Origin of the sequence: Embleya hyalina (assembly GCF_003967355.1) — a bacterium.
GTDB classification, from domain to species: Bacteria; Actinomycetota; Actinomycetes; order Streptomycetales; family Streptomycetaceae; genus Embleya; species Embleya hyalina.
In genome coordinates this window covers 215,067-238,733 of sequence record NZ_BIFH01000029.1, presented here as the reverse complement: position 1 = coordinate 238,733, position 23,667 = coordinate 215,067, and the positions used below count along the sequence as shown (strand labels likewise).

Below are 23,667 nucleotides of genomic sequence, written 5' to 3'. Positions count from 1 at the left end.
CCGACTGACCCTCTCGCTCCTACCGACGCATCGGATGGGAGACCGGTTTCCTCCCGCGGGGAATTCGGCTCCCGTTCGCTCAGGGTTGAGGGCGATCCCTCACTCCCTCGTTCGGGGCACCTCAACAACCAGGTCACAAGTGGGTCGTACACCTGCCCGATGACCGATTCGCCCCGGCGGCCCCGGTAGCGTGACCGAGGCCGCCGGCGGTTGTCGGGGGTTCGCGGAACGTACGGGAGGAATCTGGTGGGCAGCAGGATGCGACGGTTGCCGTCGGCCGTGCCGTTGATGGTGTCGGTCGTCGTGGTCGCCGGGCTGACCTCGTGCAGCGGCGGAGAAGACAAGAAGGACACATCGGAGACGACGGCCAGGGACTTCCTGAGCGCGTGGCAGAGCGGTGACCTGACCAAGGCGGCGTCCTTCACGGACAACCCCGCCACGGCCAAGCAGGCTCTCGACACCACGAGCAAGCAACTGGGGATCGCCAAGGCCGAGTACAAGGCCGACTCATACACCAAGGGCAAGGACAACGCGCCGGCCACGCTCACGTACAACGCGACGTTGACCCTCAAGGGGGTGGCGGACCCGGTCAAGATCGCGTCCACCGTCCCGATCGTCACCGCGAACGGCAAGACGACCGTGCACTGGACCCAGACCATCGTGCACCCGCAACTGGCGGACAGCGGGAAGATCAAGCGGGATCGTACGCTGCCCAAGCGCGGCGAGATCCTGGACCGCTCGGGCAAGTCGCTGGCCACCACGACGCCCGTGGTGGCGTTGTCGTTGTGGCCGGCCAAGATCACCAACGCGGACGCGCTGTACGCGGCGCTGTCTGACCCGATGTTCGATCTGGACATCCCCAAGCTCAAGGGCCGGGTCGCGGCGGCGGATCCGAACCAGTCGCTGCCCCTGGTGACGCTGCGCAAGGAGAAGTGGGACGGCGGCGGCCAGGTCAAGCTGGCCGGTCTGGGCGGGATCCAGGTCAAGGAGGGGGCGACGCAGTCCGGCGACGTGGCGAAGCAGATCGTCGGCACGGTCGCCTCGGGCGACAACGCCGACCTGCTCAAGAACGCCGACCCGAGCGCCTCGTCGGCGGACCAGGTGGGCGCCTCCGGTCTGCAGTACCGCTACGAGAAGAAGCTGGCCGGCGTCGCCGACCTGAAGATCACCGTCGTGGACGCGGGCGGCGCGGAGAAGGCGACCCTGGTCGACGTCAAGGGCAAGCCGGCGGAGTCGCTGAAGACGACCCTCGACCCGGGCGTGCAGGACCAGGCCGAGAAGGCGCTCAAGTCGGTGACCGGCGGCAACAACGCCTCGATCGTGGTGCTCGACGCCAAGTCGGGCGGGATCCTGGCCGCCGCGAACACCCCGTCGAACGGTGACAATCGGGCCTTCACCGGGCGCTACCCACCGGGCTCGACCTTCAAGACCGTCTCCTCGGGCGCGCTGCTGCAGGCCGGCATCAAGCCGACCGACAAGGTGCCGTGTGACAACACGCTGGTGGTCAACGGGCAGACGTTCAAGAACTACGACGGCCTCAAGCCGATGCCCGAGGCGCTGTTCCAGGACGACTTCGCGCAGTCCTGCAACACGGCCTTCATCGGCAACCGAGCCAAGATCCAGAACGACACGCTGAACAAGCTCGCCGGCGACCAGTTCGGGATCGGCGCCAAGTGGGACGTCGGCACGGTCACCTTCGACGGCTCGGTGCCGCCGGCCAACGGCGAGAACGACAAGGCCGCGTCGATGATCGGCCAGGGCCGGGTGCTGGCCAGCCCGCTGGTGATGGCCTCGGTCGCCGCGACGATCGCCTCCGGCAAGTTCAACCAGCCGGTGCTGGCGCCCGACGACGTGCCGGGCCGGGTGCCCTCGCATCCCCTGGACCCGTCGATCGCCGGCCAGCTCAAGGCGCTGATGCAGGGCGTGGTGGCGAACGGCTCCGGCAAGATGCTCCAGGGCATCCCGGGCACGGTGGGCGCCAAGACCGGTACCGCCGAGTTCGACGAGAAGGGCGAGACCCTGACCCACGGCTGGATGATCGCGTTCAAGGACGACGTCGCGGTCGCGGTGCTCGTGGAGAAGGGCAAGTCTGGTGGTTCGGCGGCGGGTCCGGTGGTGAAGGCCTTCTTCGGCTAGCCGAACCCCGACCGACTCGGGCCTCGCGTCGGGGGGATCCCCCACACGACCGGTCGACGGAAGCGAAGCCCCGGCGCGCGATGCGCGCCGGGGCTTTTCGGTGCGTCGAGGCGCGCCCGGCACGCTCCTTGTGACACCGGGATGCACCTGGACACCGTCCGTGTCCGATGCGAGCGTGAGGAGTGACCGGCAATGACAGCGGCGATCGTTTTCGCTCTCCGAAGGGAGTCGACGTCATGTCGAACAATGTCACTCTGGTGGCCCGGGTTCCGGTGCTGCCGTCCGCCGACGCCGAACGTCCGATCGAGCTGAGATTCGGCCCGCACACCGACGAGCACGGCCGACCCACCGACGAGTGGACGGTGGAACGACTGACTCCGGACCAGGCCGCGAACCTCGTCGAGGACCTGGCCGCGGTGCTCGGGTTGAGCGTGGTCGGTCCGGCCGAGCTCCGGGTGGTCTCCTGACCGGAGTACCCCCACACGTCCCATCCGCGTGGCGCCCCCGTGCGCCGTACGGGTGGGACGCGTGCGTGCGGCGGCGCATTTCGGGCCGTCGGATCGTTCCGGCGCCGCACAATGGCCGCGTGAGCAGCCAGACCGCAGCAGTACGGAATCCGGCCGTCGGCGGCGACTCGCCCACGCCGGCCACGGAACCGCTCGGCGTCCGCGAGCCGCCGTCGGGCGGGGTCGTCGGGCGCCGCAAGCGGGCCGACGCGCACCCGACCGGCCCCCGGGTGCGCATGGTCCTCCCGGACGGGCAACACCTCGAGGTCACCCTGGTGAGTTGGCACCAGTACCGGGACGGCAGTTGGCGCGCCCGCGTGCGCTGGCCCGTCTGGGGGGCGTACGGCTTCGCCGCCGACGTGGAGACCCGGGCGTGGGCGATGGAGTCCTTCGTGCCCGCGAGTGTGCTCGGTCCGCTCGACGGCGAGGACTACGGCACCGTCCGACACGACCGCCCACGCATCCCGGTACCCAAACAACCCTGAACACCCCGCCCGCGCCGGCCCGGACACCACCCCGGGCCCGCCCGGCCCCCCGTTCGGGATACCCACCTCCCGCCCGGGGCCCTTTGCACCCTGGGCACCCGGCCTCACCCGCTTGCCCTCGCGGACCAGGGCGCCGGCCCTCGTCCGCTCGGGTGCGTGCCCCGGCAGGGCCGCGCGCCCGGCCTCGTCCCCCGGATGCCCACCTTCCGGATGGGGCCCTTTGCGCACCTGGGTGCCCGGCGCCGCCCGCCGGCCCTTGCGGACCCGGGCGCCCGCTCTCGTCCGCTCGGGTGCGTGCCCCGGCAGGGCCGCGCGTCCGGCCTCGTTGTACGGGCGCCCGCCCCCGTACGGGGCTCTTTGCATACCTGGGCGCCCGGCCTCACCCGCTTGCCCTCGCGGACCAGGGTGCCTGCTCTCGTCCGCTCGGGTGCGTGCCCCGGCAGGGTCGCGCGCCCGGCCTTGTCGCCCGGATGCCCACCTTCCGGATGGGGGGCTTCGTGCACCTGGGTGACCGGCGCCGCCCGCTTGCCCTTGCGGACCAGGGTGCCTGCTCTCGTCCGCTCGGGTGCCCGTCCCGGCAGGACCGCGCGTCCGGCCTCGTTGTACGGGCGCCCGCCCCCGTACGGGGCTCTTTGCATACCTGGGCGCCCGGCCCCGGCCGTTGCCCTTGCGGACCAGGGTGCCTGCTCTCGTCCGCTCGGGTGCCCGTCCCGGCAGGGTCGTGCGTCCGGCCTTGTTGCCCGGGTGCCCACCTTCCGGATGGGGGGCTTTGTGCACCTGGGTGCCCGGCCTCGTCTGTTTGGGTGCGGGCCGTGGCCGGTCTTGTTGTGCGGGCGCCCGCCCCCGTGCGGGCCGCCTTCGCGGGTCCGCTCCTGCCCGCTTGTTCTCGCGGATTCGGGTGGCGGCCCTCGTTTGCTTGGGTGTCTGTCCCGGTGGGGTTGCGTTCGGTCTTGTTGTGTGGGCTCCCGCCACCCGTACTCGGGGGGCGGCTCCTGTTCGGCTCGGGTGCCCGACCTTGCATACCCGGAGGGCGGGTGGGTCAACGGGGGCGGTACAGTTCATGGCTTCGGGTGACGAAACGGTGACAACGGCGCCCGGTGGTTCGCCGAAACAACGGGCAACGGGTACATGTGTCCTAAATCCTGTTGCTCCAGGGTTGCCGGCCACCGATGCTTGCGGCATGTTCGATCCGGTCATCACCTCGCATGACGCCCTCCTCGGCCTGCTTCGCAGCGGCCACGGACAGGGCGCCCGGCGGGCCCTCGTCGCCGACCGCGTCGCCGTGCTCGACGCGCTCGACGGTTGCGTGGTCCGCGATCCCCGTGCCGTTCCGGCCACCGAGTCCCGCTCGCTCTATTACGCGCGCCTCTACGCGGACCTCGACGCCGGCCTCGACGGCCTCGCCCGACATCTGCTGTGCGAGGAGGACTGGACCGACGAGGACGCGGACCGCACCGCGCTCCCGCTCGCCGTCCTCGGCACGCTCGCCCGCCTCGGCCGCACCGACGCGACCGAGTTGTTGCGCGCCTACGTCGAGGAGGGCCGCGACTGGCCGGAGGCGCTGGACCGGCTCGCCGCGATCGGGCGGGACGCGGCGCTGACCGGCATGCTCGACGTCGTGCTCGAGCGCGGCGAGGACGACGAGCTCTACGACTGCGTCAAGCGCTCCACCGGCATGCGCCCCTGGCGGATCTGGGCGGCCGAGGACGAGCGCGTGCGCGCCGTCGTCGAACAGGTCGACCTGGACTGGTGGCGCTGGGAGTTGACCCGCTCCGTGCGCCCCGGCACACCGCCGACCGCCCCCGCGCAGACCGTCGACCAGGTGCTCGCCGAGGCCGCCGACGGCCCACGCCAATCGCTCGCCTGCGGCCGGCGGCTCGCCGCCGTCGCCGGGCCGGAGCACCGCGGCGCGATCCTGGCCGCCGCCTGGGCCGGACCCGACGGCGCCAGAGCCGCCGCGCTGCGCTATCTCGGCGAACAGGGCGACGGCGCGCTGCTCGACCTGGCCGAGGGCGCGCTCGCACCCGAGGCGCCCACCGGGGTGCGGCTCGCCGCCGCACACGCCATCGGCGGCCTGCGCAGCCCCGCGGCGGTCGCCCGGGCCCGCACCTGGGCCGCCCGCGAGGACCTGCTCGGCGAGGTGGCCGTGCGGATACTGGCCGGTGCCGGCGAACCCGCCGACGGACCGATTCTGCTGGACGCGCTCCGCGCCAGGGTGGCCGCGGCGCACCCGGTCGGCGCGGCGGACACCGACCAGGCCGACCACTTCCGGCTGCGCGACCTGGTCACCGGGATAGGGCGCCTCGCCCTCGTCGACGCGCTCGACCTGGTCCGCGACGTCTACCGGGACGCGGCCTCCGCCGGATTGCGCGCCTGCGCCGTGGAGACCCTCGCCCGGATAGAGCCGTCCTTCGCCGCCGAAACGGCCGTGGAAGCCCTCTGGGACTGCCAGGCCGACACCCGACTGATCGCCGCGCGCCACGTGGACGCGCGCCGCCCCGAGGCCGTGACGCGACTGCGCCGGCTCGCGGGCGACCCGGCCGAGCACGCCGAGGTGCGCACCGCCGCCAAGGCCAGGCTGAGCGAGATGTAGCCGGCCCGCGGCCGACCCCGCCCCCGTTCGGCCCCATCCGGGGCGGGCGGGCGCCGAAGCTGTCGGCCGAACGTCCTAGGCTCTACTCCCATGACCGTTTCCGCCCGAGCCGCCCGGCCCGGGGAGCTGCCGCCGCCCGCCGGCCCGGCGCTGCCCCCGGGCGCGGCGCACCCCCGCTCCGGGGTGACCGAGGAGGGCCTGGCCCGCCGCCTCAAGGCCCTCGCCTGCACCGCGCCGTTGCACGACCTGGAGGCGCGCAAGGCCAACTTGGCGGGCGAGTACACCGTCTACGCGATGGCCGAGCTCGGCCTCGCCGCGATCGACCTGGTCACGGTCACGATGGACTTCGACACCGGCGCCGACCACGAGGAGATCGTCGGTCGGCTCCGCCCGCGCGTGGCCGCCCAGGCCCCCGGGCGCGACCCGGCCGAATACGAGCGGGTCGCCCGCTGGGTCCTGGAGAACCTGATCAACGTCGGCAGCGTCGACCGGGGCTTTCGCGCGGTCTACGGCATGTGGACCCGTGAGGGTGAATACATCCGGCGCGACTACGACTTCAAGCTCCTGGAAGAGGTCCCCGGCCCCGACGGGCACATCTTCCTGCGCGCCACCGACGAGGCGATCAACGTCCTGGTCGGCGCCCTCGACACCGACGTGACCAGCGCGCAGATCGCCGCCGACGTCAAACTCGACCACCTGATCCGGCGCGGCCGACTCGCCGAGGCCAGGTTCGCCGCCGAGCAGGCCCGCTACCGCACCGTGCAGTACGCCGAATCGCTGCGCCGCGCGCTGGACGCGACCCGGCGCAACGTGCGCGCCGTGGACTGGCTCCGGGCCGTGCCGGACCTGATCGACGAGGCGTTCGACCACGTCGCGGACCGCTACCGGCACGAGAACGCGATCCTGATCAACATCCGCCGGGCCCGGGACGAGGCCGAGGAGAGCGAGCGCAAGCGCGGCGCGGCCGAGCTGGTCGACATCGTGCAGGACTGCATCCGCCGCCACACCCAGTTGCAGACCCGGCTGATGGAGGCCGGGCCGCTGTTCCGGGCCGAGCAGGACCGGCAGGCGTTCGCCGCCCCGAGCACCCGCACCGGGCTCGACCTGTACGGGCAGCTGCTGCGCCCGCTCCTGGAGTTGCCGGTGGGCGACGCGCGCCGGGTGACCGACCGGTTCTTCGCCGCCGGGACCGGTCTGCGCACCCCCGTCGCGGTGCGCCTGCACGACCTGACCGAGATGTTGCTCACCCCGCCCGCGCCGCGCGACCACCTCGGCGCCGAACTGCCCGAGCCCGACGTGTCGCTCACCCCCGACGACAGCCGGTACAGCGAGCGCCAGCACGACGCGGCGGCGCTGCTCCTGGACATCCCGCCGGAGACCCCGCGCCGGTTGTCCGGGCTGCTCGCCGAGGCCCGCGAGGCCGATCCCGACCTCGGCTACCTGGTCGCGCTGCTCGCGTTCCACGCGGCCTCGCCGCCGGTGGGCACCGCGCTGCGCCAGGGCGATCGCACCCTGCTCGTGGCCGTCGACGACGGCACCGAACTCGACGACCCCGAGGTCGGCGGCGCCGACCTGATCATCGGCACGGCGGTTCTGACCGGCGCGCGACCCGAGCCGGAAGGGCCCACCCCCGGATGAACCACGACACGGCGGCCGACGCCGCCCCGATCACCTCCGCCGACGTCGGCGACGCGGCCCGCCTGGTCGCCTTCGGCCTCCAGCCCAAACTGCTCCCGGCGCGCGACGCGGAATACGCCGACCTGATCCGCCGGCACCGCGAGGACCCGCGCTTCGCGGCGCTCGCCGCGGCCGTCGCGGCGGGGCTCGGCCTGGTCGTCCTGGAGGTGTCGCCGCGCGCCGGGATGGCGGTGACCGCCGGTGAGGACTCGGTGTTCGCCGTCCGGATGGGCGACTACGCGCGCCGGGCCGGCACCGAGTCGGCCGACCGCTTCCTGCACGGCCTGGCCCACCTGGCGGTGGCCGCGATGGCCTTCCCGCGCCCCGAGGACCTGGCCGACGACGCCTACGTGGGCCGGCTCAGCGTGCACGGCGTGGACGCCTTCGTCCGCCAGGCCTGCCGCCGCCTGGAGGAACGCGCCGAGCTGCGCGGCGAGATCAGCGACCCCGAGGTGGACGGGCCGAGCCTGGAGGCGGCCTGGCGGGTCTACGCCAGACGCAGCGCCACCGGCGCGACCAAGGACGCCCGTCGACTCGCCGCCTCCACCGTGGGCATCGTGGCCAAGGCGGTGGCGTTCCTGGTCGACTCCGGCTTCCTGCAGCGGGTCTCCGACGACGGCGGCGGCACCTACCGCACCACGGCGCGCTACCAGCTCCAGGTCCGCGACACGGCCGGCTCGGCGGCGATGTCGGAGCTGCTGGAGCTGGGCGTGGTGGCGGTCACCGACGGCAGCCCGAGCCTGCTGGCCGCCGCGGTCGACGGCGAACTGGTGCCGGGGGCCGGGTTGCCCTTCCACGGCGTCTGACCGCGTGCCGGGGCGGCGGCGAGCGGCGCGACGCGGGGCGGCCGATCGCTTGCGCGTGCCGCGCCGGGCGCGCCTCGCGCCGTCCGTCCGCGCCCGCGTCGCTCGGGTGTCCGCCGCGTGCGCGTTTCGTCCCGTTCGTTCCACCTGTTCCGTCCTGTGCTTCGACCAGAGAGATTTGACCGCCGATGTACGAGCTGTCCCGGGTCCGCCTGTTCTCCATCGGGCCCGCCGGTGCGCGTTACGCCGACACCGTGCTCGACCTGCGCGGGGTGGGTGCGCCCGTGCCCGACCCGGCGCCCAGGCAGGCGCAGTTGTTCGAGGGCGAGCCGGTCGGGCCGCCGCGCCGACCCGCGCCCGCGGGCGTGTTGTTCCTGGAGAACGGCGGCGGCAAGTCGGTCCTGCTCAAACTGATCTTCTCGGTGATGTTGCCCGGACACCGCAACACCCTGGGCGGGGCCAGCTCGGGTGTGCTGCGCAAGTTCCTGCTCGCCGACGACTGCGGGCACGTCGCGCTCGAATGGCAGCACGTGCTCACCGGCGAGACGGTCGTGGTCGGCAAGGTCAGCGAGTGGCGCGGCCGGCAGGTCTCCTCCGATCCGCGCAGGTTCGCCGAGAGCTGGTACTCCTTCCGACCCGGGCCCGGCCTCACCCTGGACGGGCTGCCCGTGCAGGTCGGTGGGCGGCGGCGGACCATGCGCGGCTTCCGCGACGCGATGACCGAACTGCACAAGGTCTACCCGGACGTGGACGTGGTCTGGGAGGAGATCCACGACCGCTGGATCGAGCACCTGAACCTGCTCGGCCTGGACCCGGAACTGTTCCGCTACCAGCGCGAGATGAACGCCGACGAGGGTGAGGCGGCGGGGCTGTTCGCGGTCAAGAACGACGCGGACTTCGTCGACCTGCTGCTGCGCGCGGTCTCCGACCCGGCCGACACCGACGGACTCGCGGACCTGGTCGACGGGTTCGCGGTCAAGCTCGCCCAGCGCGCCGAACTGACCGCCGAGCGGGACTTCGTCGAGGGCGCGGTGGAACTCCTGGACGCGGTCGGCGAGGCGGCCTCGCGGCGCACCCGGGTACGCGCGGTGCACCGCAACGCCGAGGAAGCCGCGCGCGGGCTCGGCCGCGAACTGGGCGCCCGGGCCGAGCGGGAGCGCGAGCGGGCCGCCGAACTGGCCCGGCGGGTGGCGGATTCCGCTGCGGCCGTGGACGCCGCCGAGCGGGCCCGGGCGCACGCCGCGCTCGTCACCGCCGAGATCACCCACCGACACGCGGGCATGCGGCTGACCGCCGCGGAGAAGGACGCCGCCCGGATCAAGCGCGAACTCGGCGACGCGCGCGGGATGCACGCGGCCTGGCTGGCCACCGAGGCGGTGTTGCGGCACCGGGCCGCGGTGGACCGGGCCGAGCGGGTGGACGTGGCGATCCGCGCGGCCGAGCGGGACGCCGCGCCGGCCCTCGCCGCCCGCCAGGACGCCGCCTCGGCGCTGGTGCGCGCGCTGCACGCGGCCGCCGCCGGGGCGGAGGGCCGGGCGGACACCGAGGAGCGGCGCGCGGCCGAACTCCAGGAGCGGGGCGAACGGGCGCAGCGGGCCGCCACCACCGCCGCGACCGAGGCGCAGCGCACCCGCAGCGAGGCGGCGCATCTGCGCGGCCGGCTCGTGGAGGTGGGCGCCGAACTCGATCTCGCGGTCGAGGCGGGCTGGATCGAGGACGACGGCGACCCGGCCGAGTCCGCCGCGCGCGCCTCGGACGAGGAGAAGGCCGCCTCCGCCGCCTGGACCGAGGCCCGGGCGGGCGCCGAACAGGCGGCGGCGCGGGTGCGCGAGGCCGAGTCCGCGCGCGGCCGGGCCGAGTTGGCCGCGGCCCGGGCGGCGGACCGGCTGGGCGTGGCCGAGGCCGACCTGACCGCCGTGCACGACAACGCGACGGCGCTGGCCGCCGAGCCGAGGGTGCGCGAACTCCTCGGCCCGGACGCCGAGTCGGCCATCGGCGAGCAGGCCGCGCGCACCTTCGACCGGGCCGCCGACGTGCTGCGCGAACTGCTCGCCGAGGCGGTCGGCGACGGCGAGCGCACCCTGTTCCACCTGCGCACCGGCGCCGCGGACGACTCGCGGATCCTGGCCGCGCTGGGCGACGGCGGCCTGCTGCCGGCCGGCCCCGACGTGCTGGCCGCGGTCGAACTCCTGGGCGAGCACGGCATTCCGGCCCTGCCGGGCTGGCGCTACCTGGCCCAGTCGGTGCCCGCCGAGCGGCACGCCGCGGTGCTGGCGGCCCGCCCGCAGCTGGTCGACGGCGTGATCGTGACCATGCACAACGCGATGGACCGGGCCCGGGACGTGCTGGCCGAGGCCGCGCTGCTGCCGCGCTCGGCGGTCGCGGTGGGCACCCCCCAGGCGCTGTTGGAGCCGGGCGAGGAGCGGGCGGACACGTTCCTGGTGCCGCCGAACCCGGCGATGCACGACGAGCGGGCCGCCGACACCGAGCGGGACGCGCTGCGCCGGCGGGCGGGCGAGCGGCAGGAGGCGATCCGCGAGCGGGCCGCGCGCCTGGAGGCCGATCGGGCGCTCGCCGGGCGCCTTGCGACGTGGCGGGCGGCCTGTCCGGCGGGCCGGCTCGACGAGCTGTTCGAGGCGGTCGCCGACGCGCGGGTCGAGTTGGCCGCCGCGCAGGCCGCGGGGGAGGCCGCCGAGATCGCCGCGGTGACCGCCGAGCAGGACCGGGCGCAGGCGGTGGATCGGCGCGATCGGCGGATGGACGCCGCGCAGACCGCCCGACGCCGGGCCGACGCGCTGGCCGGGCTCGCCTTCCGGCTGCGCGAGCGGGCCGGGTGGGCGCGCCGGATCCGCGAGCTGGAGCAGGAGACCACCGAACACGAGGCAGGCGCCGAGGCGGACCGGCTGCTCGCCCGCACCGCCGACGAGGACCGCCGGCAGGCGCAGCGTTCGGCCGACGACGCGCGCCGCACCGCCCGCGCGCTGCGCGAGGAACGGGCCGAGATCACCGGCGCGTCCGAGGAGCGGGTCGCCGACGAGCCGGCCGACGAGGCCGCCGCGCGGGCGTCGCTGCCCGCGCTGCGGGAGGCGTACCGCACCGCCCGCGCGCTGTACGAGAAGGTGGGCGTGGGCGCCGACCTGCGGGCCGAGCAGGCCCGCGCGGAGAGCGAGGAGTCGGCCGCGCAGGGCACCCTGGACCGGCTCACCGCCAAGGTGCGCCGGCAGGCGGCCGAGCTGCTGGACGGGTTCGACGGCTCCGACGGCCCCTCGCGCCTGGCCGCGGCCGGTCGCGCCGAGGATCACGTACGCACCCTGGAGGGGCGCGCCGACGCGGCCAGCGAACTGCTCGGCCGCCTGCGCGGCGAGGTGGAGCGGCACGCGCCCGCCGAGGGCCGCGAGCACCACCTGGACCTGCCCGAGGAGCAGCGACCGCGCGACGGCGCACACGCGCACGAGTTGTTGCGGGCCGCCGGCGCCGAGCACGCGACGCGGACCGAGGAGGTCGCGTCGACCCGCGAGACGCACGGGCGGTTGGCGCGCGAGCACACCGACGCCGAGCACGCGGCGGGCGCGTTCGGCGAGGTGGCGGGCTCACTCACCGACACGCTGCCCGCGGTGCCGCCGGCCCCCGAGCAGCCGGCCGCCACGCCGTTCGCCGGCCCGGTCGCCGACGCCCGGGACGCGGCGACCACGTGCCGGCGCGCGCTGCGCGCCGCGGCGGCCGAGCTGTCCGCCGCCGAGGCCCAGGTCCGCGAGCGCACCGAGACGCTGGTGCGGCACGCGGGCGCGACCCGGTTCGAGCAGGTCCGGATGCCCGCGCGGCAGCAGATCCGGGAACTGCCGCCGGCCGCGCTCGCCGAGCACGCGCCCGCCTGGTCGGCGGCGTTCGCGCCGCGACTGCGGGTGCTCACCGACGAGCTGCGCCAGATCGAACGCAACCGGGACAGCATCGTGGACCGGATGCGCGGGATGGTCGAGGCCGCGCTGACCACGCTGCGCGCCGCGCAGCGGTTGTCCCGGTTGCCGGAGGAACTGGGCGAGTGGTCCGGGCAGGAGTTCCTGCGGATCCGGTTCGACGAGCCGGACGCGGCGGCCCTGGTCGAGGCGCTGGGCGAGGTCGTCGACGAGGCGACCCGGACGATCCGGCGCGGCCGCGACGGTACGGTCGGCGGGGTGCGGCGGGACGGGATGACGCTGCTGCTGCGCGGGGTGCACGCGGCGTTGCGGCCGCGCGGGGTGCAGGTGGAGATCCTGAAGCCCGACTCGGTGTTGCGGGCCGAACGGGTGCCGGTGGGGCAGATGGGCGACGTGTTCTCCGGCGGCCAGCTGCTCACCGCCGCGATCGCGCTCTACTGCACGATGGCGGCGCTGCGCAGCAACGACCGCGGCCGGGCCCGGCACCGGCACGCCGGGACGTTGTTCCTGGACAACCCGATCGGCCGGGCCAACGCGTCGTATCTGCTGGAGCTCCAGCGTGCGGTGGCGGACGCGCTCGGGGTGCAACTGGTGTACACCACGGGGCTGTTCGACACCACGGCGCTGGCCGAGTTCCCGCTGGTGGTGCGGCTGCGCAACGACGCCGACCTGCGGGCGGGGCTCAAGTACATCTCGGTCGAGGAGCACCTGCGGCCCGGATTGCCGGTACCGCAGGAGCCGGACGCGCCGCAGATCGTCGGCGAGATCCACGCGACACGGGTGTTCCGCAAGCCGGTCGATCCCGGCCGGCCGGTCGAGCCGGTCGAGCCGGCGGAGACCGCGGTGGAGCCGATCGGGTAGGGAGATCGATCAGGCCGACGGGTCCGGGTCGGCGGGGAACGGCGCGTACACCGCGTCGGTGCGATCCCGCCGACCCGTGCGCAGCCCCTCGGGTACCGGCCACCACCCGGCCGCGTCGTCGACCCGGACCCACTCGGTGGTGGCCACCCGGCGGGCGATCCGCCACACGCCGTCGCGCCGGGCGAAGTCGTCGATGTAGCGGAAGCCGGTGGTCAGATTGCCGCGCGGCGCCGGGTCGGCGCTGCGGTGGAAAGCGATCCCGTAGGTCTCCGAACGGGCGAGATCGGGCGTGTCGTCGCGGAAGTCCACCAGGTGGTTGCCGGTCAGATGCATGGTCGAGGTGTATCGGGGGAGCAATCGCCCGATCCACGCGAGGTATTCGTCCACGGTCCCGGTGAAGCTGCCGTGTTCGTCGGTGGCGTCGGGGTGGTAGCACGCGCGGACGGCGTCGAGGTCCATGCGATCGATGCCCCGGCAGTACCGCGACACCACGTCGCGGATCGCCTGACGGTCGATGAGTCTGCGCAGCTCCACGTCCCCGCCGAAGTCGTCCATGACGCACGACACTACGGTCGGGAGGCATACATCTCCTCGGCCGGGGGACACCGAACACCTCCGGGCAGCGACGACATGGCGACGACAAGGGTGATCGGATGGAACCGGCTCTGCGCGAACACGCGGGCGCCGTACGGGAGCTGGCCTCGCGCCTGCTCGACGCGTTGCTGAGCGACGCCGGGGTGCGGGCGGCCGGTGGCGACGTGGTGTGCTCGCCGACCGGCCTGTGGCTGGCGCTCGCGGTGCCGGCCGTCGGCGCGGACGGGGACACCGCAGAGGAGTTGGCCGACGTGGTCGGTCTCGCCTGGCCGGAGGCGGCGCCCGCGGTGGACGCGGTGGCGCGCGAGCTGGCCGGGATCGAGGCGCTCGCGGTGGCCACCGGGGTGTGGAGCGCGGCGCCGCTGCGGGCCGACTTCCGGGCCGCGCTGGCGGAGGTGGAATTCGGGTCGCCGGTGGATCCGGCCGCGCTGGACCGGTGGGTCGCGCGGGCCACCGACGGGCTGATCGATCGCATACCCGTGCGGATTTCCCGGGCGACGCGGCTGCTGGTGGTCGGCGTGCTCGCGCTGCGTGCCCGCTGGCGGGACGGGTTCGATCCCGCGCGGACCCGCGATCGGCCGTTCCACGCCGCCGACGGCACCCGGGAGCCGGTCCCGATGATGCATCGGGAGGTGCCCGCGGCCGACGTGTGGACGATCGACGGCCGCGACGGCGAGGTCACCGTGGTGGAGCTGCCGTGCGTGGGGGAGCGGCCCGCACGGGTGCGCTTCGCGCTCGGTCCGCCGCAGGCCCCGCCCGCGTCGGTGATCACCGCCGGGTGGGCGCCGCGTGAGACCGGGAAACCGTACGAGGGCGCGGCGGTGGAGGTGGCCGTGCCGCGCTTCGAGTTGCGTACGCGGCTCGACGTGGTGCCCCGGTTGCGGGCGCTGGGCGTGGCGACGCCGCTGGGCGACGCCGCGGACTTTCGCTGGGCGACCGACGAACCGGTGCGGATCGACGCGATGGTCCAGGAGTCGCTGCTGCGGGTCACCGAGGAGGGCGTCGAGGCGGCGGCGGTGGGCGCCGTCACGCTCACCCCCGTGAGCTGGACGCCCGAGCCGCGTTCGGTGTGCCTCGACCGGCCGTTCGCGTGCGTGGTGACGGATCCCACCGGCTACGTCCCGCTGTTCGCGGGCTACCAGGCCACGGTGCCCCGGGACGCGGCGGCGCCGGCCTCCCGGTAGCGGGGGTCGGGCACGCCCGCGTAGACCACGGTCATGGTCAGCCGGACCGGCTCGGCGCGGGCGTTGCGGTACACGTGCGGCCGATCGCCGCGCATCCGCAGCGCGTCGCCGGGGCCGACGGTGAACGTCGCGCCGCCCACCTCGACGGTGACCGTGCCCTCGTGCACGTGCAGAAGCTCGCGCGTACCGGTCGGGTGCGCGTCGGCGGACACCTCGTCGTGTGCCGCCAGGCGCGCTTCCCACAACTCGGTGAACGGCGCGGTGGTGTCGTTGATCAGCAGGCGGAACACGCTCTCCCGGCCGCCGGGGCGGGTCGGCGCGTCGTCGCCGCGGGCCACGTGGCCCAGTTCCTCGGGCGGCTCGACCAGCCGGCCGATCGGGATGCCGAGGGTGGCGGAGATCCGGGCCAGTGTGGCGATGCTCGGATTGGTCCGGCAGGTCTCGATCTGCTGGAGCATGTTGCGGCTCACCCCGGAGCGGCCGGCGAGTTCGTCCAGCCGCCAGCCCCGGGCCTGCCGGGCGGCGCGCAGATTGGCGGCGAGGGTGTAGCCGACGGCTTCGGCGGGATCGGTCATGGCGTGATTGTGTCCTCGGGTCCAAAATACTGTGTCCATGACACAGGATAATGTTCCGGGGCGAGAAGTCGGACCGAACCGGGCCGGAGGCGGCGCGGCACGGAGCACACCCGGCGGCGAGGCGGCGGCGGGCGCGAGCGCGGGCGGGGTCGGGGGCCGGGGGCACGAGGGTCGCGGCGATCCCCGGAGCCGGCGTCCGGTGCGGCGGTTGCTCGGGGTGGGGCTGGTCGACTACCTGGGCGTGGGGTTGTTCGTCGCGTTCTCCGCCGTCTACTTCACCCGGATCGTCGGCCTGTCCACCGGCGGCGTGGGCCTCGGTCTCGGCCTGGCCGGACTGATCGCCCTCGGCACGGCGGTGCCGATCGGCCGGCTCGCCGACCTCGTGGGGGTACGCAACACCCTGGTCGCCCTGCACCTGGCCCGCGCGGCCGGCACCGCCGGCTACGCGGCCGTCGGCGAATGGTGGGGCTTCCTCGTCGCGGTCGCCGTGGTCACCACGGCCGACCAGAGCGTGTCCGCGCTCACCCAGGCGTTCGTGGCCGAACTCGCCGACGGCGCCGACCGGGTGCGCACCCTGGCCGCCTACCGCACGGTGGCCAACCTCGGGATCAGCCTCGGCGCCCCGCTCGGCGGCCTGGCCATCGGCCTGGACGACGCCGCGGCGTTCCGCGCGGTCGTGCTCGTCAACGCCGCCGCGTTCGTCCTGGTCGCCGGGCTGCTCGCGACCATCCCGGTGCCGCCGGCCCGGGGCGCGGCGACGCGGGTGTCCGGGTGGGGCGCGCTGCGCGATCGGCGGGTGTGGGGGTTGGCCTCGATCGACACGCTGCTCCAACTCTGGCTGCCGGTGCTCAATCTGGGCATCCCGCTGTGGCTGACCACACGCGGCGGGTTGTCCGCGTCCTGGCTCGGCGCGCTGTACGCCGTCAACACCGTGTTCGGCGTGGTGTGCCAGCTGCCGGCCGCCCGGCTCGCGGTGTCGGTGCGGGCCGCGCGGCGCTGCCAGGTGGCGGCGGGCGCGCTGCTCGCGGCGGCGTGCGTACTGCTGTGGTCGGCCGAACGGGCCCCCGCCGCCGTGGTGTTCCCGATCGGCGTGCTGCTGCTGTCCTGCGGCGAGGTGATCGCGGTGTCGGCCGCCTGGACGTTGTCCTACGCCGTCGCGCCGGACGACCGCCGGGCCGAATACCTGGCCGCGTTCGGCATGGGCCGCTCGGTCGGACGCCACGTGCTCGGCCCGGTCCTGATCACCGGACTGCTCCAGGCGGTGGGCGGCGTCGGATGGGGCGTAATGGCGGCCCTGTTCGCGAGCGCGGGCGTCGGCACGCTGTTCGTACGCCTCCCACCCGACCGCCCGGCCGCCGACGCGCGCGAAGCCTGAGCGGCGCGTCGTGCGCACGCCCGCGCTGTGGTAGTCCTGATCGACCACCACGACCGTCTCGGGAGTACGCGGAGGAGCACGCATGGATCAGGCCCGCTTCGGGATCACCGTTCCGCTGACCGCCCCGCTCGCCGAACACCCCCGCCTGATCCGCGAGTTGCGCAAGGCCGGCTACACCGACGTCTGGTCGGCCGAGGTGGACGGCTCGGACGGCTTCACCCCGCTGACCGTTGCGGCCCTCGCCGACCCGGACGTACGCCTGGGCACCGCGATCGTCTCGCCGTACACACGCGGCCCCGCCACCCTGGCGATGACCGCGGCGGCGCTCGCCGAGGTTGCCCCCGGCCGCTTCCACCTGGGCCTCGGCGCCGGCTCCGCGCCGATCGTCGAGGGCTGGAACGGGGCCGAGTTCGACCGGCCCTATCAGCGGGTGCGGGACACCGTGCGGTTCCTGCGCGCGGCGTTCGCGGGGGAGCGGGTCACCCGGGAGTACGAGACCTTCGCGGTGCGCGGCTTCCGGCTGTCCCGGCCGCCGCAGAGCCCGCCGCCGATCCTGGTCGCCGCGCTGCGCCCGGGCATGTTGCGGCTCGCCGGCCGGGAGGCCGACGGCGCGATCCTGAACTGGCTCTCCGCCGAGGACGTCGAGCGTGTGGTGCCGTACGTGCGCGAGGGCGGCCCGGACCGGGAGATCGTCGCGCGGATCTTCGTCGTGCCGACGGGGGACCGGGACACCGCGCGGGCGATCGGCCGACGAATGATCACCGCCTATCTCACGGTCCCGGTCTACGCCGACTTCCACCGGTGGCTCGGGCGCGAGGAGCAGTTGGCGCCGATGTGGGAGGCGTGGGCCGAGGGCGACCGCAAGCGGGCCCTCGACCTGGTCCCGGACACGGTGCTCGACGAGTTGATCGTGCACGGCGAACCGGCCCGGTGCCGGGCGCGGATCGCCCGCTACGTCGCGGCGGGCGTCACCGTCCCGGTCCTGGCCGTCATCGACCCCCGCCCCGGCGCCGACCCGATCGAGGCGGCACTCGCCCTGGCCCCGACGGCGGGCTGAGCGCCGGCGGCCGATCAGAGCCCGAGCACCCGCAGGGCGTTGGTCCGCAGGAACTTCGGCCACACCTCGTCCTTGAAGCCGACCCCGGGCAACTCGGCGAAGATCCGGTCCAGGGTCAGCCCGTACGGGAAGTAGCCCGCGTACATGATCTTGTCCGCCCCGCGCGTGTTCGCGTAGTCCACGATCGCGCGCGGGTAGTGCTTGGGCGCGAACGCCGACGAGGACCAGTGCAGGCCCGGCCACTTGAGCATCAGCTTGACCGCCAGGTCGCACCACGGCTCGCCGCCGTGGCGCAGCACCACGGTCAGCTCGGGGAAGTCGTAGCAGACCCGGTCGAAGCGCATCACCTCCTGCGCGGCGGCCGGCACCCGGGGCCCGGGGATGCCCGCGTTGACGAACACCGGCAGGCCCAGGTCCACGCAGGTCGCGTAGAGCGGATACGCCAGTCGGTCGTCGATCGGCACCGGGGGCGTGCAGCCGCACGGGAAGAAGGTCGCGGCCAGCACGCCCGCGTCCTCGCGTGCCCGGCGCAACCCGCGCACGCCCGCCATCACGTCGGTCGGGTCCACCTGGAAGCTGCCGAGCAGCCGATCCGGGTGCCGGCGCACCGCGTCGAGTGTGTCCGGGTCCTCGAACGAGACCGGGATCAGCGCCTTCTCCACGCCGAACCGGTCCATCTCGCGCAGCAGATCCTCGGCCGAGGAATCGGTGCGCTCCATCTCGGGCAGGTCCTTGAACATGTAGCCGGCCGGGTGGGTCATCCCGGTCCGGCTGTCCTCGTCCCGCAGGGTGCCCGCCATCGCGGTCGCCCACCAGCGCCGGTCCCGATTCGGCAGGCCCATCAGCAGGTCGACCACGCCGATGCCGTCCGGAATACCCATGCACACCTCCGTACAACGGAAACGATCCCGGAGCCGGCCCGGGCCCTCGCGGCCGGGACTCCGGGATCGTTTCGGTGACTTGTCGGTTCGTTCCCCGCGGGCTTCTAGCGGGTGACCACGATCGACGAACCGTGCCCGAACAGGCCCTGGTTGGCGGTGATGCCCACGCGCGCGCCCGGCACCTGGCGGGCGCCGGCCTCGCCGCGCAGTTGCCAGGTCAGCTCGCAGACCTGGGCGATCGCCTGCGCGGGGACCGCCTCGCCGAACGAGGCCAGGCCGCCGGAGGCGTTGACCGGGATCCGCCCGCCGATCTCCGTCGCGCCGTCGCGCAGCAGCTTCTCCGCCTCGCCGCGCGCGCAGATGCCCAGGTCCTCGATCCAGTCCAACTCCAGGGCGGTGGACAGGTCGTAGACCTCGGCCAGGCTCAGGTCCTCGGGCCCGATGCCGGCCTCCTCGTACGCGGCGTGCGCGAGCGAGGCGCGGAAGGACGACTCCTGCGGGGCGACCGCCGCCGAGGAGTCGGTCGCGATGTCGGGCAGCTCGATCAGCGCGCTCGGGAAGGTCGGGGTGACCGTGGAGACCGCCGAGATGCGCACCGGGTCGGTGGTGTGCCGGGCGGCGAACTCCTTGCTGCACAGCACCACGGCCGCCGCGCCGTCGGAGGTGGCGCAGATGTCCATCAACCGCAGCGGGTCGCACACGATCGGCGAGGCGGCCACGTCCTCGGCGGTGAAGGCCTTGCGGTAGCGGGCGTTCGGGTTGGCCAGGCCGTTGCGCGCGTTCTTGACCTTGACCCTGGCGAAGTCCTCGACCGAGGCGCCGTACAGGTCGATCCGGCGCCGGGCGTACATCCCGAAATAGGCCGGGTTGGTGGCGCCGAGCAGGTGGAAGCGCACCCAGTCCGGGTCGTCGGGGCGGTCCCCGCCGACCGGCGCGAAGAAGCCCTTGGGGGCCGCGTCGGCGCCGACCACGAGGGCCACGTCGCACAGGCCGGCGAGGATCTGCGCGCGAGCGCTCGCGATGGCGTGCGAGCCGGACGCGCAGGCCGCGTACGAGCTGGAGATGCGCGCCCCGGTCCAGCCGAGCGCCTGGGCGAAGGTGGCACCGGCGACGAAGCCGGGGTAGCCGTTGCGGATGGTGTCCGCGCCCGCCACGAACTGGACGTCCTGCCACGCCAGCCCGGCGTCCTTCAGCGCGTCCTGGGCGGCCTTGACGCCGTATTCGACGAAGTTGCGGCCCCACTTGCCCCACGGGTGCATGCCCGCGCCCAGGACGACGATCTCGCGGTCGTTGCTCATGCCCGAACCTCCACCGGCCGCACGTTCCACGTGGTGTGCACGTACTCGTCGTCCTCGTACAGCACGCCGGGCACGATCTCCACCGTGTCGCCGACCTTCAGGTCGTCCACGCCCACCCCGGGCGCGCCCTGGCCGAGCACGATCAGGCCCTCGGCCTCCAGACGCACCGCGACGATCGTGTACGGCCGCCACTCGACGTCCGGATCGGACACGAACGGCGCCGGCGGGCGGTAGCCGGCGTTCGTGTACGACCACACGGTGCCGCGCCTGGACAGCGGCACCTCGGCGAACTCGGTGCCGGAGCACGCCGGGTTGCCGCAGAACGTCTCCCGGCGCGGGAAGAACACGGTCCCACAGGCGGTACACCGGGTGCCGAGGAGGGAGAAATCCTCCCCGGACGTGGTGAACCAACCGGGGACCACGGGCTTGTGGTCCTTCGTCACGGGGCCCTCCAACTCGTCTGGCCGTCTCGTCCGATGTGTGTCCGGACCACATTCTGACGGATCGTCAGTTCCGGGCGCCAACCCGACCGGGGGTATTTACGGTCACACCCCCCGACCCGCCGGGGACGGCGTCCGACGTCCCATCAGGCCCGACGCCCGCCACAGTCGCAGGCCCGGCCCGCCGAGCAGACCCTGCTCGTCGTAGAACACGATCAGCCGCCGCGACCAGTGGGCGAGCGTGTCCAGCCGGTGCGGATTGGCCCGCGCGGTGCGATACGCCTCGGCCGGATCCAGACCCACCGCCGCGTACACCCCGGGATGCACCAGACGGGTGGCGATGATGTGCGCGGCCCGGGCCAGGGCCAGCCGGGTGATGGCCCGCTCCGCCCGGGACAGGTGCGGCGCGCCCCGGGCCACCTCGTCGCGCGCGTAGCGCACGTGCCGGGCCTCCTCCACCACGTGGATCCGGGCGGTCCGCCGGGTGATCGGCTGCAGCGACTCGTCGGCCATCATCTCGCGCTGCATCGTGTCCAGGACCTCCTCGGCGATCAGCGCCATCGCGAAGGCCTGCACGCCCGAGCCGAACGTCTTCAGCGCCCGCGCCGCCATGTGCGCGTAGGGGCCGGGTCCGTACTCCGGGCACTCCAGCTTGTCGATCAACCGGCCGAACATGGTCGAGTGCCGGCACTCCTCGGCGATCTCCATGAACGCGTACTGCACGTGCCGCGAGGTCAGCGGCCGATCGTAGACGTGCCGGATGAGCAGTTGCATCAGCACGACCTCGAACCAGATGCCGACACCGGCCATCGAGGCGACCTCGTGCCGGGACAGGTCGACGCGCTGCCGCTCGCTCATCCGCTCCCAGAGGGGCGTGCCGTACAGACTGACCCGATGCGCGGGCAGGAAGTAGGCGCCGTCGACCAGCGGGGCGTCCCAGTCGACGTCGGTGATCGGGTCGAACGCGTGCGCGTGGGACGCGGTCAGCAGCCGTTCCGCGACCCGTTCGCGGTCGGTGCCGGAGTCGCTGACGGTGGGGTGGGGGGTGGGCATGCGGGGCCTCCTTCGCCGGACGTGCCGCCGGACTTGTTTCCCGTCGGTAACATCCCGCGTTCACTCCGCCGCGTCCAGAGTCCGCCCGAAGATCCTTTCCGACTCGCCCGGGGGATGCGCGCGCGGGCGCGAGATGGCAGGGTCGGGGGGCACACCGCGTGGAGGGGGCAACAAAGATGACGGAATCGAGCGAGCGGGCCGAGCTGCTGTGGCAGCCGTCGGCCGAGCGGGTCGCCGCGGCCGCGGTCACCCGCTATCGCGCATGGCTCGCCGCCGAGCGCGGCGTCCACGCCGAGGACTACGCCCGATTGTGGGAATGGTCGACCACCGAACCCGAGGCGTTCTGGGCCTCGCTGTGCGACTGGTTCGACCTCGACCTGGGCGATCGTGAGGTGGTGCTGGCGGACCGGACCATGCCCGGTGCCCGCTGGTTCCCGAACGCCCGGCTGAACTACGCGCAGCAGGTGCTGCGACACGCGGACGACGGCGACCCCGAGCGCCCCGCCATCGTCCACCTGGACGAGGAGCTGACCCCGCGCGAGATCTCCTGGGTCGAGCTGCGCCGCCAGGTGGCGTCCTGCGCGGCCACCCTGCGCGAGCTGGGCGTGCGCCCCGGCGACCGGGTCGCGGCCTACGTGCCGAACACCCCGCACGCGGTGATCGGGCTGCTCGCCTGCGCCTCGATCGGCGCGGTGTGGTCGGCCTGCGCGCCCGACTTCGGCGCGCGCAGCGTGCTCGACCGGTTCCAGCAGATCGAGCCGGTGGTGCTGCTCGCGGTGGACGGCTACCGCTACGGCGGCAAGGAGGTCCGCCGCGCCGACGTGGTCGCCGAACTGCGCGAGGGCCTGCCGACCGTGCGACACGTGTTGCATGTGCCGCTGCTGGACGAGCCGACGCCCGCCGACGTGCTGCCGTGGGCCGAGGTGATCGGGCGCGACCTGCCCGCCGACGGGCTCGACTTCGAGTCGGTCGGCTTCGACCACCCGCTGTGGATCCTGTACTCGTCCGGCACCACCGGCCTGCCCAAGGCGATCGTCCAGGGCCACGGCGGGATCGTGCTCGAACACCTCAAGCAGGCCGCGTTCCAGCTCGACCTGGGCCCGAGCGACCGCTTCTTCTGGTACACCTCCACCGGCTGGATGATGTGGAACATGCTGGTCGGCGGCCTGCTCGCGGGCAGCACGATCGTGCTCTACGACGGCAGCCCCGGCTACCCGGGCCCCGAGGCCCAGTGGACCGTGGTGGAGCGGGCCGAGGTGACCTGGTTCGGCACCTCCGCCGCCTACGTGATGGCCTGCCGCAAGAAGGGGCTGACCCCGCGCGCCTCGCACGACCTGAGCCGGGTGCGGGCGCTGGGCACCACCGGCTCGCCGCTCCCGCCCGACGGTTTCCGCTGGGTCTACGACGCGGTGGGCGCCGACACGTGGCTGGCCTCGGTCAGCGGTGGCACCGACGTGTGCAGCGCCTTCGTCGGCGGCAGCCCCGACCTGCCGGTGTACCTCGGCGAGATCCAGTGCCGGGCCCTGGGCTGCGCGGTCGAGGCGTGGGACGAGCAGGGTCGGCCGGTGGTCGACGAGGTCGGCGAGCTGGTGATCACCCAGCCGATGCCCTCGATGCCGATCCACTTCTGGAACGACCCCGACGACGCGCGCTACCGGGCCAGCTACTTCGACACCTACCCGGGCGTGTGGCGGCACGGCGACTGGATCACGCTCACCGAGCGCGGCACGGTCGTGGTGCACGGCCGCTCCGACTCGACGCTGAACCGGCAGGGCGTGCGGATGGGGTCGAGCGACATCTACGAGGCCGTCGAACGCCTCCCCGAGGTGCGCGAGTCGCTGGTGGTGGGCCTGGAACTGCCCGACGGCGGCTACTGGATGCCGCTGTTCGTGGTCCCCGCGCCCGGCCACACGCTCGACGAGGCGCTCCAGGCCCGGATCCGCACGGTGATCCGCGAGGAGGTCTCACCCCGGCACGTGCCGGACGAGATCATCGCCGCGCCGGGCGTGCCGCACACCCTCACCGGGAAGCGGATCGAGATCCCGGTGAAGAAGCTGCTCCAGGGACGTGCCCTGGAGGACGCGGTCAACCCCGGCTCCGTCGACGACCTCGAGGTGCTGCGCTTCTACGCCGAGGTGGGCCGCTCGCGGGCCCGGGCGCAGGAGAGCAGGCAGGCCGACAAGCCGGCCGACAAGCCGGAGGACAAGCCCGGAGACAAGTAGGTCGAGAAGCGGA

General features: G+C 74.0%; 17 protein-coding genes. 11 read left to right on the top strand and 6 right to left on the bottom strand.

Translation table 11 applies throughout. The features are described from left to right. Positions 1 to 246: 246 nt before the first annotated feature. From EMA17_RS32285 to EMA17_RS32255, 7 genes are all read left to right on the top strand, one after another. Complete coding sequence (locus EMA17_RS32285; protein ID WP_126640697.1) at positions 247 to 2,136, top strand: penicillin-binding transpeptidase domain-containing protein; 1,890 nt, start codon at positions 247 to 249, stop codon at positions 2,134 to 2,136. A gap of 236 nt (positions 2,137 to 2,372) precedes the next feature. Beyond that, a complete protein-coding gene (locus EMA17_RS32280) occupies positions 2,373 to 2,603 on the top strand; it encodes a hypothetical protein (protein ID WP_126640696.1) in 231 nt (76 codons plus the stop codon). 119 nt (positions 2,604 to 2,722) lie between these two features. Further along, positions 2,723 to 3,127 (top strand): hypothetical protein, encoded by a 405-nt coding sequence (locus EMA17_RS32275; protein WP_126640695.1) that lies wholly within the window; start codon positions 2,723 to 2,725, stop codon positions 3,125 to 3,127. 1,180 nt (positions 3,128 to 4,307) lie between these two features. After that, positions 4,308 to 5,720, top strand: a complete 1,413-nt coding sequence (locus EMA17_RS32270; protein WP_126640694.1) for a HEAT repeat domain-containing protein — start codon at positions 4,308 to 4,310, stop codon at positions 5,718 to 5,720. Between the two features lie 90 nt (positions 5,721 to 5,810). Further along, positions 5,811 to 7,358: a hypothetical protein gene (locus EMA17_RS32265; RefSeq protein ID WP_246127034.1), complete on the top strand. Its 1,548-nt coding sequence runs from the start codon at positions 5,811 to 5,813 to the stop codon at positions 7,356 to 7,358. Continuing rightward, positions 7,355 to 8,203, top strand: coding sequence for a hypothetical protein (locus EMA17_RS32260; protein WP_078978650.1), 849 nt, complete (start codon positions 7,355 to 7,357; stop codon positions 8,201 to 8,203). The genes EMA17_RS32265 and EMA17_RS32260 overlap by 4 nt, the downstream gene beginning before the upstream one ends. Positions 8,204 to 8,388: 185 nt before the next feature. Next, positions 8,389 to 12,975: a hypothetical protein gene (locus EMA17_RS32255; RefSeq protein ID WP_126640693.1), complete on the top strand. Its 4,587-nt coding sequence runs from the start codon at positions 8,389 to 8,391 to the stop codon at positions 12,973 to 12,975. Between the two features lie 9 nt (positions 12,976 to 12,984). On the opposite strand, the gene EMA17_RS32250 is transcribed toward EMA17_RS32255, so the two are convergent. Continuing rightward, entirely contained in the window at positions 12,985 to 13,530 is a 546-nt protein-coding gene (locus EMA17_RS32250; RefSeq protein WP_126640692.1) for a nuclear transport factor 2 family protein, read from the bottom strand. A 98-nt stretch (positions 13,531 to 13,628) separates the two neighbouring features. On the opposite strand from EMA17_RS32250, the gene EMA17_RS32245 reads away from it, so the two are divergent. Continuing rightward, a complete protein-coding gene (locus EMA17_RS32245) occupies positions 13,629 to 14,753 on the top strand; it encodes a serpin family protein (protein WP_126640691.1) in 1,125 nt (374 codons plus the stop codon). Here the strand turns inward: EMA17_RS32245 and EMA17_RS32240 are convergent. Then, the gene (locus EMA17_RS32240) at positions 14,705 to 15,328 is read right to left on the bottom strand and encodes a helix-turn-helix domain-containing protein (RefSeq protein WP_160161638.1); all 624 of its coding nucleotides are present in this window, start codon (positions 15,326 to 15,328) and stop codon (positions 14,705 to 14,707) included. The two genes, EMA17_RS32245 and EMA17_RS32240, sit on opposite strands and share 49 nt — an antisense overlap. Before the next feature lie 37 nt (positions 15,329 to 15,365). On the opposite strand from EMA17_RS32240, the gene EMA17_RS32235 reads away from it, so the two are divergent. Then, a complete protein-coding gene (locus EMA17_RS32235; RefSeq protein WP_126640689.1) occupies positions 15,366 to 16,703 on the top strand; it encodes an MFS transporter in 1,338 nt (445 codons plus the stop codon). Positions 16,704 to 16,785: 82 nt separating this feature from the next. Then, the gene (locus EMA17_RS32230) at positions 16,786 to 17,760 is read left to right on the top strand and encodes an LLM class F420-dependent oxidoreductase (RefSeq protein ID WP_126640688.1); all 975 of its coding nucleotides are present in this window, start codon (positions 16,786 to 16,788) and stop codon (positions 17,758 to 17,760) included. 14 nt (positions 17,761 to 17,774) lie between these two features. On the opposite strand, the gene EMA17_RS32225 is transcribed toward EMA17_RS32230, so the two are convergent. The 4 genes from EMA17_RS32225 to EMA17_RS32210 form a co-directional block, all read right to left on the bottom strand. After that, complete coding sequence (locus EMA17_RS32225; protein WP_126640687.1) at positions 17,775 to 18,641, bottom strand: amidohydrolase family protein; 867 nt, start codon at positions 18,639 to 18,641, stop codon at positions 17,775 to 17,777. A gap of 104 nt (positions 18,642 to 18,745) precedes the next feature. Further along, on the bottom strand, positions 18,746 to 19,939 hold the full coding sequence (locus tag EMA17_RS32220) for a lipid-transfer protein (RefSeq protein ID WP_126640686.1): 1,194 nt from the start codon (positions 19,937 to 19,939) through the stop codon (positions 18,746 to 18,748). Beyond that, on the bottom strand, positions 19,936 to 20,382 hold the full coding sequence (locus EMA17_RS32215; RefSeq protein WP_126640685.1) for a Zn-ribbon domain-containing OB-fold protein: 447 nt from the start codon (positions 20,380 to 20,382) through the stop codon (positions 19,936 to 19,938). The genes EMA17_RS32220 and EMA17_RS32215 overlap by 4 nt, the downstream gene beginning before the upstream one ends. Positions 20,383 to 20,484: 102 nt before the next feature. Further along, positions 20,485 to 21,432, bottom strand: a complete 948-nt coding sequence (locus tag EMA17_RS32210; protein WP_126640684.1) for an AurF N-oxygenase family protein — start codon at positions 21,430 to 21,432, stop codon at positions 20,485 to 20,487. A gap of 176 nt (positions 21,433 to 21,608) precedes the next feature. Here EMA17_RS32210 and EMA17_RS32205 point away from each other — a divergent pair, with 176 nt between their 5' ends. Continuing rightward, positions 21,609 to 23,654 (top strand): acetoacetate--CoA ligase, encoded by a 2,046-nt coding sequence (locus EMA17_RS32205; RefSeq protein WP_126640683.1) that lies wholly within the window; start codon positions 21,609 to 21,611, stop codon positions 23,652 to 23,654. Positions 23,655 to 23,667 lie beyond the last annotated feature (13 nt).